Annotated in this window: 12 protein-coding genes and 2 tRNA genes; 6 read left to right on the top strand and 8 right to left on the bottom strand. The window is 56.8% G+C overall.

The annotated features are described in order from the left end of the window. Nucleotides 1–102: 102 nt before the first annotated feature. Complete coding sequence (locus H8B15_RS03370) at nucleotides 103–1092, bottom strand: LysM peptidoglycan-binding domain-containing protein (RefSeq protein WP_187318250.1); 990 nt, start codon at nucleotides 1090–1092, stop codon at nucleotides 103–105. A gap of 174 nt (nucleotides 1093–1266) precedes the next feature. Between H8B15_RS03370 and kdsB the strand changes: the two genes are divergently transcribed. Further along, nucleotides 1267–2010 carry a 3-deoxy-manno-octulosonate cytidylyltransferase gene (gene kdsB, locus H8B15_RS03365; protein ID WP_187318249.1) on the top strand — a complete coding sequence of 248 codons (744 nt, stop codon included), beginning with the start codon at nucleotides 1267–1269 and terminating at the stop codon, nucleotides 2008–2010. 154 nt (nucleotides 2011–2164) lie between these two features. Here the strand turns inward: kdsB and H8B15_RS03360 are convergent, their stop codons facing one another. From H8B15_RS03360 to gap, 5 genes are all read right to left on the bottom strand, one after another. After that, nucleotides 2165–2566, bottom strand: coding sequence for a DUF1622 domain-containing protein (locus H8B15_RS03360; protein WP_187318248.1), 402 nt, complete (start codon nucleotides 2564–2566; stop codon nucleotides 2165–2167). After that, the gene (locus H8B15_RS03355) at nucleotides 2563–3126 is read right to left on the bottom strand and encodes an HPP family protein (protein WP_187318247.1); all 564 of its coding nucleotides are present in this window, start codon (nucleotides 3124–3126) and stop codon (nucleotides 2563–2565) included. Before H8B15_RS03355 ends, H8B15_RS03360 begins: the two co-directional genes overlap by 4 nt. Nucleotides 3127–3161: 35 nt before the next feature. After that, nucleotides 3162–3512 carry a translation initiation factor gene (locus H8B15_RS03350; RefSeq protein WP_187318246.1) on the bottom strand — a complete coding sequence of 117 codons (351 nt, stop codon included), beginning with the start codon at nucleotides 3510–3512 and terminating at the stop codon, nucleotides 3162–3164. Nucleotides 3513–3641: 129 nt separating this feature from the next. Continuing rightward, nucleotides 3642–4508, bottom strand: a complete 867-nt coding sequence (locus H8B15_RS03345) for a diacylglycerol/lipid kinase family protein (RefSeq protein WP_281383869.1) — start codon at nucleotides 4506–4508, stop codon at nucleotides 3642–3644. Nucleotides 4509–4672: 164 nt separating this feature from the next. Then, nucleotides 4673–5680 (bottom strand): type I glyceraldehyde-3-phosphate dehydrogenase, encoded by a 1008-nt coding sequence (gene gap / locus H8B15_RS03340; protein WP_187318244.1) that lies wholly within the window; start codon nucleotides 5678–5680, stop codon nucleotides 4673–4675. 337 nt (nucleotides 5681–6017) lie between these two features. Here gap and H8B15_RS03335 point away from each other — a divergent pair. The 3 genes from H8B15_RS03335 (at nucleotide 6018) to H8B15_RS03325 (ending at nucleotide 6977) form a co-directional block, all read left to right on the top strand. Continuing rightward, a tRNA-Glu gene (locus H8B15_RS03335) sits at nucleotides 6018–6089 on the top strand. A 327-nt stretch (nucleotides 6090–6416) separates the two neighbouring features. Further along, a tRNA-Glu gene (locus H8B15_RS03330) sits at nucleotides 6417–6488 on the top strand. 249 nt (nucleotides 6489–6737) lie between these two features. Then, on the top strand, nucleotides 6738–6977 hold the full coding sequence (locus H8B15_RS03325; protein WP_187318243.1) for a hypothetical protein: 240 nt from the start codon (nucleotides 6738–6740) through the stop codon (nucleotides 6975–6977). A 7-nt stretch (nucleotides 6978–6984) separates the two neighbouring features. Here the strand turns inward: H8B15_RS03325 and H8B15_RS03320 are convergent, their stop codons facing one another. Both H8B15_RS03320 and H8B15_RS03315 read right to left on the bottom strand, forming a co-directional pair. Beyond that, nucleotides 6985–8640, bottom strand: coding sequence for a PAS domain-containing sensor histidine kinase (locus H8B15_RS03320; RefSeq protein ID WP_187318242.1), 1656 nt, complete (start codon nucleotides 8638–8640; stop codon nucleotides 6985–6987). A gap of 55 nt (nucleotides 8641–8695) precedes the next feature. Then, nucleotides 8696–11767 carry a CheR family methyltransferase gene (locus H8B15_RS03315; protein WP_187318241.1) on the bottom strand — a complete coding sequence of 1024 codons (3072 nt, stop codon included), beginning with the start codon at nucleotides 11765–11767 and terminating at the stop codon, nucleotides 8696–8698. A 177-nt stretch (nucleotides 11768–11944) separates the two neighbouring features. Between H8B15_RS03315 and H8B15_RS03310 the strand changes: the two genes are divergently transcribed. Further along, the gene (locus tag H8B15_RS03310) at nucleotides 11945–12958 is read left to right on the top strand and encodes a chemotaxis protein CheB (RefSeq protein ID WP_187318240.1); all 1014 of its coding nucleotides are present in this window, start codon (nucleotides 11945–11947) and stop codon (nucleotides 12956–12958) included. Nucleotides 12959–13333: 375 nt separating this feature from the next. Further along, on the top strand, nucleotides 13334–13561 hold the full coding sequence (locus H8B15_RS03305) for a hypothetical protein (protein WP_187318239.1): 228 nt from the start codon (nucleotides 13334–13336) through the stop codon (nucleotides 13559–13561). Nucleotides 13562–13773: the final 212 nt, after the last annotated feature.

Genomic DNA, 13773 nt, shown 5'->3' with positions numbered 1-13773 from the left:
AATGGTGAGTTTGACGTTCTACTGGTGCTATTAGTGCAGTTCGCGCAAGTGGCGCCGATAAAATATCAAACTCACCATTTCACTAGTTCACCATCTCACCACTTACGGCACGTAGGACGTCTCCACGCGGAAGCGTTGATCGGGGGTGACGAGGCGTTGCACCGCGCGGGGCGAGAGGCGCACCAGCATGTTGGCATTGTCGCCGGTATCGGGCAGGTGGCCAATCACGCGCACGTACACCGACTGGCCGTTCATGATATTGCGCACCTGCATGATGGTGCCTACGGGCGCGGTTTTGTGCAGAGCCAGGTACTTTTCGGTGGTAGAGCCTTCGATGATGGCAGCCAGGCCACTTTCGCGCACACGGCTCACAATTTCGCTGGCATGCTCCGGGGCACGTTCGTCCTCGGGGTCGTCGGTGGTAGGAGCTTCAACGGGTGCGGGCGCTGGAGTTTCTTTTGGGCGGTTGCGGTCGGGGTCTTCGGGACGGGGCGCGGCAGCAGCGGCCGGTGGTGCTACAACCGTTGGCGCGGGCCGGGTAGGCGCTGCCTTGGCCGCAGCCACGCTACCAGCAGCGGCCGGCACGATAATCAGTGTCTGGTTGGCATTCACGACACCCGAGGCGGGTAGGCGGTTCAGCCGAATCAGCTCCGTGGTACTCACGCCGTAGCGTTGGGCAATGGAAAACAGCGTCTGGCCGGGCTTCACAGTATACACATGGTTGCCGCGGGCATCGGTGGGTAGGGCGCGGGCGGCAGGCGTTGTGGCAGAGGACGCGGCGGCTGTGGCCCTGGTAGCCGGAGCGGGCGTCAGGACCACGCGGGTGCGGGGCACTAGCACCACCTGGCCTTTCACTAGGGCACCCTGCAACTGTGGATTGGCTTCCACAATGCTTTCCACCGTCACCTTATAGCGCCGCGACAAGCCGTATAGCGTTTCACCGGCAGTTACCAAGTGCTTGATTAGCATTTTATTGCCCCGGTATTCTACCCCAATCGAATCGGGCAGCACAGCTGGTGGCAATACGGTGGCACAAACGGCACGGCTCGTACCTACAAGTAGCACCAGCAAAAAAGAAAGACGAATCATCATAACTATATCGTGGAAAAGAGCACCGGGCAACCTCACGCTCCAGCCCACGCTTTTTACCCGTAATAAGGCCGAAAGATAAAGATTAATCTCCGCACAGTACCATTCCTCAATAGGAAACGCGGGCGGAAAGATGCTTATTTTGCGCTGTTCCAGATTTTCCCTACCCTCCCGCCCATGCTACACGCCATTGGTATCATTCCGGCTCGCTATGCTTCCACCCGCCTACCCGGCAAGCCATTAATTGATTTGGGTGGTCAGTCCATGATTCAGCGGGTGGTGAATCAGGCCCGGCAAGCTAACCTCAGCCGCGTGGTAGTGGCCACCGATGATACCCGCATTCACCAGCATGTGCTGGATTTTGGCGGCGAGGCCGTGCTGACGTCCTCCGACCACCCCAGCGGTACCGACCGCGTGTATGAGGCCTACCAGCAATTGGGCGAAACGGCCGATTGCGTGGTGAATATTCAGGGCGACGAGCCGTTTATCCATCCCGCACAGATCAATTTGCTACTGGATTTATTTACTGACGCTGAAACCCAGATTGGTACGCTAGTGAAGCACGTGGTGAGCGAGGAGGAGCTCCGCAGCCCACATTTGCCCAAAGTGGTGCTGAACACGCGGGGCGAGGCGCTGTATTTCAGCCGCCACCCCCTACCCTACCAGCGCCAGCACAACCCCGCCGACTGGCTGGCCTACCACCACTATCTGCGCCACATCGGCCTCTACGCCTACCGTCCCGCTGTGCTGGCCGAGCTAACCCGCCTACCCCCCTCTCCCCTCGAACTAGCCGAGAGCCTGGAGCAGCTGCGGTGGCTGGAGCACGGCTACCGTATCCGCACCGCCGAAACCGAGTTGGCTACTCTAGGCATTGATACGCCAGAGGATGTGACGCGGGCGCTGGCGCAGATGATAGGGTAAGAGGGTGTAGGAGAAGGCTGTCATCCTGAGCTTGCGAAGGACCTTCTCACGTGAGAACGACAGGCATCACAACGACCCGTTCAACCATGATAAGGTCCTTCGCAAGCTCAGGATGACAGACTTCCTACCTTACCTACCCTCACACCCTCCTACCCTACTTCTCCTCCCCCGAGGCCTGAGCGGCTACGCGCTCCTCGTGTTCGGATGCGCTTTCCTGCTTCATCTCAATAGATAAGAAGTAGTTAAGCGCCGTACGAATCACAGCAATGGCGCCGAGCTTCCCAATTTCTTCCCACCCTGGCGCAATGGCTGTACTCAATACATCGGCGCCGAGTTGAAATTCCAGCGCTACGGCCAGATAACGGGCCAGCATCAATCGAATGGCATTGAAGTTGGCGGGCTGGCGACGCAATAGCGCCCACACAAACTGACTGCCGGCAATTATTACGCCCAGGCCAATGATGCAGGCACCAATGGCCTCCACAGTCAGCTTGATCCACTGCACGGCAGCAATGACGGAGCCTTCAACTCCCAGACTTTCGGGGGTAGCAATCATCGGGGTTGGGTAAGGGCCGCGGCAGCGGCAGACGACGTGTGAGTGAGACGGCGCAACAGCCACACCGAGCCTCGTTGCAGAGCCACCAGCACCAGAATCAGCCCCACGGCGGCCCCAAATAGCAGCAGGTTATCGGCCTTCTGCCCCTGAAAGGCGAAGCTGAGGGCCGTGGATACGGCCGGCGGGTGCACCGCATCCAGCACCACCATCAGCCCAATCACCGTGAGCATGGCCAGCGCGGCGGGGAGGTAGCCCGGCCCCAGCCACGCGTAGAAGCCAAAGCCGGCCACGGCCGCCGCGCACTGCGAGAGCAGCAGCGTACGGCCGCTGTTGGTGGCGTGTTCGGGGTCGAGGTAGATGAGGAAAGCGCTGGAAGCCAAAGAGGCAAACAGTAGCCGCTGGTGGCTATATACCTCCACCAGAGCCAGCACCGCCAGCACCGTAGCTGTGGGCAGCAAGGCCAGCAGCAGCTCGGCGCGCACGCTCAGGCGCTTGCGGCCCATGCCACGGGGTGCATCGGCGAGCGGAGCGGTTGATTTGGAGGGAGCAGAGGCGGCCATACTGACTTGTGCATACGCCCACGAGTCAGGCTGGTTTAGCCGCCCGCCTTTTTTGCCTTGTAGCCGGCAGCTAGTAGCACGGCCATTACTTTATCGCGGAAGTCACCCTGAATGAGGATTTCGCCGTCTTTAGCATTGCCGCCTACCCCACATTTCGTTTTTAGCAGCTTACCTAGCGTTTGCAAGTCGGCATCGGTGCCTACGAAGCCGGTTACGAGGGTGACTTGCTTGCCGGCGCGGGCTTTTTTGTCGAGCTGCACGCGCAGATTTTGCTGCTGAGGCGGCAACGTCGTCACTGCGGCTTCGTCGTTGTACTGGTATTCAAAGTCACTACTAGTCGAGTACACAATGCCTTCGCGGCCTTTCCGATTTTTATCAGCTTTCATCAGGTGAGATGGTGAAGTTGTGAAATGGTGAGTTTGAGGTTCTGACGACATGGTGTAGGCGAGATGGTGTGGATTGTGTGACAAAACAGCAAACTCACTATTTCACAACTTCACCATCTCACTACTATTTCAAACGGCCACTTCCAGCGCCAGTGGGGTTAGCTCCACGGCAAAGTGAGTGTCTTCGCCAACGTAGTCGCCATCTACGTGGAAGCCGAGCGGCTGCGCGGCCTCCACCCGTACCTGCTGCGCAGTGTGGTATACGGCGGCACCCGAGGTAGGCAAGTTGCCCAGCGCCAGCCCTACCCCTACACGCACTGCCCGCAGCAAGGGTAATGCATCAATCAGGCACAAATCCAGCAAACCGTCCTGAATGTTGGCGTTTGGAGCGATGTAAGCGTTATTGCCATACTGCGCAGCATTGGCAAAGGCCAACACGTAGCAACTGGTTTCTAACACGTTATCAGCAAAATGCACCTGCACCGGCGTAGGTTGGTAGCGGCGATATTCGTGTAGGGCTACCTTCACATAAGTAGCCAGCCCGCGAGTACCCGCTACGGCAAAGCACTTGCTCACATGGGCATCGAACCCTACCCCCGCTGTGCAAAAAAACTGATGCCCATTGATACAACCCGCATCAATCCGCTGGAATTTCGGGGCGTTCAGACGTTTGATGGCGGCTGTAAGCGCCATCGGCACGCGCAGGTGGCGGGCCAGGCCGTTGCCAGAGCCACGGGGCAAAATGCCTAGGGCAGCCCCCGTGCCCAGCAGCCCCCGCCCTACCTCGTTCACCGTGCCATCGCCCCCCACGGCCACCACCACCCGGCAGCCAGCTTCGGCGGCGTCGCGGGCCAGCTGTACGGCGTGGCCGGCGTATTCGGTGTGGCGCACTTCGTAGGTCACCCGCGCCGGATCGAGGTAGCGCGACAGTAGCCCCGCTACATCTTGCCGACGATTGGTGCCAGACATCGGATTCAGAATAAAACAGATGCGCAAGGTGGTGAGATGGTGAGATGGTGAGATGGTGAGTAGTGAGTAGTGAGTAGTGGGTAGAGGATTCGTTTGGGGTTCAAAAGTCGGCAATTCTATTGGTATGCCCTTACAAAAAAGCGGCCTACCCGGTGTGGGTAGGCCGCTTTCTCATGCACTGTGAGCGGAGCTTAGCCCTGCATTTTCACACCGAGCTTCTCGATGAGGTCAGCGGTGCGCGAGCTGTAGCCGATTTCGTTGTCGTACCAGCCTACAACTTTCACCAGCGTGCCGTTGGCGGCCGTCAGCTGCGAGTCGAAGATACACGAGTGCGTGTTGCCTACAATGTCGATGCTTACCAGCGGATCGGTGCTGTACTCCAGGATGCCTTTCAGGGGACCTTCGGCGGCCTTCTTGATGGCCTCGTTGATCTGCTCTTTGGTAGCTTCCGTTTTCAGGATTACCGTCAGGTCGGTGGTAGAACCGTCTGGAATAGGCACGCGCATGGCAATACCATCGAGCTTGCCTTTCAGCTGGGGCAATACCAAACCCACGGCCTTAGCGGCGCCAGTGCTGGTAGGGATGATGCTATAGGCAGCAGCGCGGGCACGACGCAGGTCTTTGTGTGGCGCGTCTTGCAGGTTCTGGTCCGAAGTGTAGGCGTGCACCGTGGTGATGTAGCCTTTCTCAATACCGAACGCATCATCCAGCACCTTCGCCATGGGGGCCAAGCAGTTGGTGGTGCAGCTGGCGTTGGAGAGGATGGTCTCGTCGCCGGTCAGGATATCTTCGTTCACGCCCAGCACAACCGTGGGGATGTTGCCGGTAGCCGGAGCCGAAATCACTACCTTTTTGGCACCAGCCGTGAGGTGCTGGCCAGCGCCTGCCTCGTCTACAAAGCGGCCGGTCGATTCCAGCACTACATCAATACCCATGTCGCCCCAGGGCAGCAGCTTGGGGTCGCGCTCGGCCAGAGCTGTGATGCGCTGGCCGTTCACGGTCAGGCTGTCCTCATCGTACGATACCGTGCCGTCGAAGCGGCCGTGCAGCGAGTCGTACTTGAGCAGGTGGGCGAGGGTCTTGTTATCGGTCAGGTCGTTGATGGCAACCACCTCCACGTTGTCGCGCTTGAGCAGCGACCGGAACGTGAGGCGGCCAATGCGGCCAAATCCGTTGATGGCGACTTTAATCTTAGCCATAGCAGGAAAAAGGGGTTAATCGGCCCGCACAAGTGCGGGTCGGGTTTAGGGTTAGGCGAGGCGAAGGTAAAGGGCCTCCTTAACTTCGCCAAATTAACCAGCCAGGTAGGACAAGTGTTTCGGAAGTGTTTCCGCGCTGGCAGGTAAATGCCTTTAGTACGTACAGATGGCAGTTCGTAGCTATTCCGCTTCGTATGATGAGGTAAAAACGAAAAATTTTCTACCTGTAAATCAATCTATTTGCCAGCGAGTACACTTTTTTTTCGCATCAGATATTGCGTTGAAGTTTCCCTACGCTACTTTTGCAGCACCAAAGCGCATCGGGGCACAGTTATCTGGTCCGTTCGTCTAGGGGTTAGGACTGCAGATTTTCATTCTGCCAACAGGGGTTCGATTCCCCTACGGACTACTTCCCCCGCTTTGCAAGGCCTTCTGCTCCCCAGCAGAAGGCCTTTTTTATTGTCCTATGGTTTCATTATTCACTTTTCTTTACAACACGGGTGGGGCGTGTTACCCGACGGTTCTGTTATACACCCGGCGACTAGCAACATCTACTTCCGGTATAGGCTGAAGCGCCGCCAGCCGTTTAGCAGCGCCAGCACTAATTTTCGGTAAGCTAAACAAGCCCAGAAAGCACGGAAATAGCTTGCATAATATTTTTTTCTGCTGCCTACTTGCATTCTTATGATCTGATATTACCTTTGCAGCACCAAAGCGCATCGGGGCACAGTTATCTGGTCCGTTCGTCTAGGGGTTAGGACTGCAGATTTTCATTCTGCCAACAGGGGTTCGATTCCCCTACGGACTACTTCCCCCGCTTTGCAAGGCCATCTGCCCTCCGGCAGATGGCCTTTTTTTGTTCCAAAAATGTGTTCCCACTGACTACTGCCGTGTATTTGCTTACCACGGTTACCTACTCCTGCTTTCGATACTGATTTCTAAAACGAGGTTAATTACGTAATTGTCACTAAGCCACTTACGGGTTTATACGATTGATTCTCTATATACAATTTAGCAAATTTGCTACTCGTCCTATCCTCTCCTTTCCAGTATTCTTATGGCTCACAATCCTAAATTCGGCCCCTTTGCCCAGACGCAGCAGCAGCGGGCACACGTGCTTCGGCAGATGCTAATTGTGCGGGAAAATATGGGCCTCAAAACGCCGGCCCGCGCCCAGGCTCTGTATCAGCGGTATGTGGCCGGCGAGCTGAGCTGGCAGGAAGTCTGCGATTTGCTGGCCGCGCCCTGCGCCCTACCCTCACCTGTACCCTTCGGTTCCGACCGCCAGTCGCTTTAGGCGGCGCTCAGCCTGCGGAGGCCGCCGTAGTGAATCTGTCCTGGGCCAAGGGTAGAGAAACCGTGACGTCCGTCCCCTGCCCGGTCTCCGAGTCGATGTTCAGGTTGCCGTTTAGCAGGCGCACCCGGTCGCGGATAGCACTCAGCCCCAAGCTATCGGAGGAAGATGACTGCTGCGCGTCGAAGCCGCGGCCGTTGTCGAGAGCCTGAAGAATGAGGTAGCTACCCTCCTTATATAGGCGCAGCTGTGCTTGCGTAGCTTGGGCGTGTTTTACGATATTGTTGGTTAGCTCCTGCGCCATGCGATACACGGCAATTTGCAGGTTTTTGGGCAGGCTGGCGGGTAGGGGCTGCACGTGGCAGCGTAGCTGTAAGACCGGGCTGCTGCAAATCCGGCAGATATCTTTCATGGCCGCTTCCAGCCCAAAGTCGTCCAGCATGGTGGGCACAAGCTGGTGCGACAACGTGCGGGCCTGCTTGATGGCACTGGACAACAGCTGCCCTACCTTCGATTTGGCTTGCTGCGAGGCTTGCTCGTTCCCTACCTGGATATGGTCTAGGTGCAACTTGGCGGCATACAGCGACTGTCCCAGCCCGTTGTGCAACGACTCCGCAATACGGCGCTTCTCAACTTCTTGGGCGTTCAGTACGGCATCGGCGAGGCGCTGCTGCTGGGTAGCCCGCTCAACCTCCGCCAGCTTGCGGTCTGTGATGTCGCGCCAGTTGGCGTGCACCAATGCGCTACCCTCTTCCTCGGGAATTGAGGTGAGCAGCACTTCCTCCCAAAACGGCTCTCCGTTGGCCCGCAGTCGACACCACTCAAATTGCAAGGAGCCGCGCAGCAGTACCTCATCCCAGTAATGATCGGCCAGGGCAAAGGACTGCAAGCCATTGGGCTGCCGCTCGGGCGAGAAAGCCGAGGCATGTTGGCCAAGCAAAGCTTCTTTATGGGGTAGTTGCAGCAGGCGCAGGACGCTGTTGTTGCAGTCTACAAACCGATTGTTGCGCAGCAGCAGCATACCGTCTTCACTCTGCTCAAAGAGCGTACGAAACCGCTTCATGCTGATGGTTAGTGCTTGTTGCGCCTGGTATTGCTCCGTTACATCGAACAGGGCCAAGCGGCACTGCGGCTCGGTGGTGCCCGTGAGTACAGACATACCTTCCAGACGGGCATAAAACACGCTGTCATCAATGCGGCGCATGGGCAGTATCAGGGTCTGGCCTTGCTCAGTGATGAGCAGCTGCTGTAGAAACACCATAAACGACTCCCGACTGCTCATCTCTACGAACAACGTCAAGCGCCGCCCTACCAGCTGCTGCCTCGGCGCACCCAATAGCTGGCTGGCGCGCAAATTCAACTGCTGTAGCTGACCGTCGACGGCGATGGTGCAGTAGCCCACGGGCGCAAACTCGTATAGATCAACATACTGCGCGCGGCTTTTCTCGGCCTCCACTTGAGCCAGCAACAGTTCCTCATACTGCATTTCCAGCTCAATCTGGTGCACTTGCAGCTCCTGCACCAGCTGCCGCACCTCGGCCGGTGTACCAGCTGGTGCAGGCCGCGTAGTCAGCTGCCGCCGTTCCTCGGCCCGCTGACGCAGCGCGCTCAGCGCTAGTTTAGCGCGGGAGTCGTCCTGCGGTTGCTCTTCTTCAATCCTTCCCATACTCCAAGCAGATTGAAATTTCTAAAATTAGCGATACCCAAGTGCGGTGTGCGGCTCAGAGCGCGGCACCCTCTACTATGGCTTTCACGCCTAGCAGCACTTGGTTGGTGGGCTGGCCCTGGTGTAGCAGGCGCCGGCCATACAGCACCACCTGCCGCTGCCCTATCTCTGGCAGCACCATATCCAGTAGCAAGTCGTTGAACTCCATCTGCTCCGATTTAGGATCGAGCAACTGGTGCAGCTGGTGGCGCAGGGCCAGTTTGTCCCAGGCACCGCCGTTGAGGCTGATGAGCGGTTTGCCCGGCAACTGGTCGCTCGGCTCCCGAAAGGCGTCGGCAAAGGAGCGGCTGGCCGTGAGCACCCGCAAATGTTGGTCGAGCGTGAGCTGGGGCTCGCGCACTGCCTCGTGAATGCTGGCGGCAAAGCGGGCACTTTCCTGTAGCTGCTGCTCCATTTGCTTCAGGCTGGTGATTTCCGTGAACGTGATAACGGCACCGCTGATATAATTATCGAGGGTACGGTAAGGCAAAATGCGCATGGTGTACCACTGCCCGTTCACGGTCTGTATGTTGGCCTCCAGGCTGGTGAGGCGGCTGAGTACCTGCTGCACATCGCGGATGAGGTGCTCGTAGCGCAGGTTGGAAGCAAAGTGCATGAGGGGCCTCCCCACGTCGCTGGGCATCAGGTTGATGATGCGGCCCACGGGCGGCGTGAAGCGCTTCACCAACATGTCGTTATCGAGGAAGATAATGGCAATTTCGGTGGCGTCGAGCAAGTTTTTCATGTCGTTAGCCGACTGCGTTAGCTCCTCCGTGCGCGCCATATACTGCATGTTCAAGGTCAGCAGCTCTTCGTTCAGGCTCTGCATCTCCTCCTTATTAGTCATGGCCTCCTCGTTGGTGCTTTGCAACTCCTCGTTGGCCGATTGCAGCTCTTCGTTGGTACTTTTCAGCTCCTCCAGGCTGCTTTCCATTTCCTCAATGGTGGTCTGGAGACGGTGCTTGGTGTATTGCAACTCTTTTTCGAGGGCCGAAGCCACATCGTTGCGCTGCTCGAGGGAAGTACTCTGCTTACCCAAGCGCAGGCGGCGAGGGGTAGGCTGATCCTCGAATACCACCAGCAGCAAGCCCGTTAGGCTGTCAGTTTCGCCTAGGTGCCGCACCGATAGCCGCAACACCTGCAACCCCGTATCCGTGCGCACCCGCACGTTTTCAACCACCACATCCTCGCGCGACTGGGTAGCCCGGTACACGGCCCCACTGATTTCAAAGTTCAGCTCCTCGCGGGCCATCTCAAACAGATTCATGCCGCTCATGCCGGGAGCCGGCTCCAGGTACTTGCCCGTGCGGCCATTCACGTACAGGATTTCGCCCTTGCTGTTGATGACTACAGCCGGCGGCGCATAGGCGCGTAGCAACTCTCTCTGAACAAGAGAGGCAAAGGGGCCGCCATCGCGGCGAGCGGCGGCAGAAGTGGGAGTAAGCACGGGCGGTACGGGCGAAGCCATGGGATGGCTCGATAAAGAAAATGGGAAATTGGCAAGTCGCGGCAACGACGCGGCCGTCTCGGTGCGGCGCGAAATCTTCCACTTCATATCCAGGGGCTGAAACAAATCCTGGAAACCCGTAATGTTTTCGCTCGGCCCCAGGAACAGAATACCGTTGGGGTTGAGCGCGTAGTGAAACACGGGCAACAGGTTTTCTTGCAGCTCCCCGCTCAAGTAAATCAGCAGGTTGCGGCAGCACAGCAGGTCCAGCTTCGTGAAGGGCGCGTCTTTGTTGATGTTGTGCAGGGCAAACACCACCAAATCGCGCACTTCTTTGCGAATCTGGTAGCGGCCATCTACCTTCTGAAAAAAACGCTCTAAGCGTTCCGGGCTCACATCAGCCGCGATATTCTCGGGGTAAAGTCCATTACGGGCAAAGTCGATGCTTTCGGCGCTGATATCGGTGGCGAACAGCTGGATTTTGAGGTAGCGGCTGGGGTCTACCGCGTCCAGGCATTCGAGCAGTAGCATGGCCAGGGAGTAGGCCTCCTCGCCGGTAGAGCAGCCGGGCGCCCACACCCGAATGGTGCTGTCGGTTTCCTTACGCTGCAACACGGGCCGCAGATGCGTTTTCAGGTGCTCAAAAGCCTCGTGGTCGCGGAAGAACTTGGTGACGCCAATCAGTAATTCCCGAAACAGCTGCTCTACCTCGTGGGGGTTTTCCTGCAAGTAGCGCGCGTAGTGGGTGAATTCCTTGATCTGATGCGCATTCATGCGCCGCTCGATGCGCCGAAACACCGTATTGCGCTTGTAGTAGCTGAAGTCGTGCCCGGTTTGGGAGCGAATTAGCAGGAAGATTTTTTGTAGGGCGTGAGCTGGTTTGCTAGTGGTGTCGTCCCGGTTTTCGCTGGGGCGGGGCGGGCGCCCCAGCAGGGGCCGCTCCACGTAGTCGAGCAGCTTGGCGGGCATCATTTCCGGCGCCAGCACAAAGTCTACAAACTCGGTGGCCATGGCGGCGCGAGGCATCGAGTCGTAGACAGCCGTTTCGGGATCCTGCACCATCACCATCCCAAAGTTTTCCATCACCAGCTTCAGCCCCAGGCTACCATCGGCGCCCATCCCAGAGAAGATGATGCACACCGCCCGCTCGCGTACGTCTTTGGCCAGGCTCTGCAAGAAAAAGTCGATGGGTAGGCGGTGTCTCGGCGTGTGAGTGGGCTTAAGCAGGTAGAGCACCCCATGCAGCAGGCTCAGGTCGTGTTTGGGCGGAATCACATACACATGATTGGGGCGCACCCGCATACCGTCTTTGGCCTCAAGCACGGGCATGGTGGTGAAGTGCTGAATTACCTGCGCCAGCTCCCCATCTTGCGTGGGCGACAAGTGCGTGACCACCACGTAGGCCAACCCTGTATGCGAGGGCAAATGTTGAAAAAACCGCTCAAAAGCCTCCAAAGCCCCCGCCGAGCCTCCCATTGCTACCACCGTAAACCGGTCTTCTTCGCTACCGGCGGGCACCACCCCTACCCCCGACGGCTTTCGACTCAGATGGGCTAGTGTAGTAGCTGCGGCGGCATCCTCCACAGGGTGTGCAGCTTGGTCACTGTTCAGTTGCGTAGTGGGCTGCTTGGGTGAACTCATGCTACTATAGAATGACGATAGAAGTAGAAAATCAGCAGAACAGTACGCGTAGTACACGACACGTATCAGCAAATTTTCACTAAATTAAGTTAATTCGGCATAGGCGGCCTGTCGTTTCGGCGCGTAAGTATACAGGTATTCTACGCCTGGCATTCCACCTTATCCTTCTACATTTTCGTGGCTACTCCTTCTTTTCTTATTGTTATTGGTACCTCCGCTGGCGGTATGCCGGTTCTCACGCGGTTGGTAGCGCAGCTCCCCGCTACGCTTCCGGCAGCCGTACTGGTGGTGCAACACTTGGCGCCCGATTCTACGGGTGAGCCTCTGGTGCATAGGCTGTCGATGCACACGTCTCTGCACTGTCAGCTGGCTGAAGACCAGATGCCTTTGCTGGCCGGCAGCCTCTACCTGGCCCCGCCCGATCGGCACCTGCTCACGCGCGAAAACCGCATATTGGTTACCAAAGGCCCGCACGAGAACAACTACCGCCCTGCCGCCGATGCGCTGTTTCGCTCGGCCGCCGTGGCTTTCGGTTCCCACGTCATTGGCATAGTACTAACGGGAATGCTGCACGACGGCACTGCCGGCCTCGACTTTGTGAAGCGCTGCGGCGGCACTGCCGTGGTGCAAGACCCCGCTGATGCTGCGTTTACCAGCATGCCCGAAAGTGCCCTGCGCCACGTGGCCGTTGATTACGTGGTGCCCATCAGCCAGATGGGCGCGCTGCTAACGGAGCTGGTAGGGCAGAAAGCCTATGAGCCAGAGGATCCATTACATATTCCGCATGATTTGCAACTAGAAGCGGCTATTGCCGAGCGTGTTATGGGAACAGTAGAGCAAGTTAGTGAGATTGGGCACCAGGTACCCCTCACCTGCCCCGGCTGCGGTGGCAACCTATGGGAAGTGAACGAAGGAAACGTGTTGCGCTTTCGCTGCCACACCGGCCACGCCTATACTGCCGAGGCCCTGCTCGAATCTTCGCAGCACGAAATGGAGGAAACGCTGTGGGTAGCACTGCGCATGATGGAAGAGCGCAAAAACCTGCTCAGCAACATGGCCAGCCGCGGCGAAGGATACTGGAGCATACAACAGGCAGAACGCCTCGAAGAAATCAAACGGCATATTAACCGGCTGCGCGAATTTTTATTGAGCGGCAGCGAAAATGGTAGTTCGTCTGCGGAAAAAAAATAATGGCTTGTTGTGGTTGCGAGTGGCAACAGCTAAGCAGTTCTCAGAAGGTGCATTTCACCTTTAGCTGCTACTACTGAATCACTTGTAGATGACTATCATTTTAAGTAAACCATCAATAGCAGGTGTAGTATTTCATCCTTTTAGATGATGGTATCAGCAAAAACAAATTGTTTTGTAGCCGCTCGCTACAACAGCTGCACGCATCGGCAGAATAAAAAAGCAGGAAAACAGCAGCAGGCACAATCTTATGCGCATCCTATAAATGCGCACTCTTACTAATTAATTTATTTTTTATTGTTTCCACGTAGGAACTAACACTATATTTGTCACGTAACATTTACAACACGTTAATTTAAACTCACAACTTAACTCATAATGGCAACCATGGATATTGCCCGCCTGCAGGAAATTGTTGATAATGCTGCTACCAACGAGCAACTACTCAACCAGATTCGCAAAAACGTTACGAAAGTAAATTCGCTGTTGGAAGAGCTAAACGAAATGCTGCAACCCGGCTATACCCCTACCCCTAAGGAGCGTAAGCCACGCGCGGAAGGTGCCCGCAAGCCCGGCCGTCCGCGCAAGACCGAAACTGCTGAGTAGTTTACCCAACTCTTGTTTTAAAAAATCCGACCAGCACCAGCTAGTCGGATTTTTGTTTTTAGTGCCGCTGATTGTTCTTACGTAAACTACGCAACAATACCGTTCTATTACAGCAAGCAGCCAATGCAACACAACGTATGCGCTTGGTTATTTGGCTATGAGATATTCTACCCCTATATTTTTTCTTTATCTACAAGGCCTTAACGGGTTTG

It is taken from the genome of Hymenobacter citatus (genome assembly GCF_014333615.1).
In the GTDB taxonomy this organism is placed as follows: domain Bacteria; phylum Bacteroidota; class Bacteroidia; order Cytophagales; family Hymenobacteraceae; genus Hymenobacter; species Hymenobacter citatus.
Note: the sequence above shows the minus strand (reverse complement) of the source record. Positions and strands in the feature narration are given on the sequence as shown.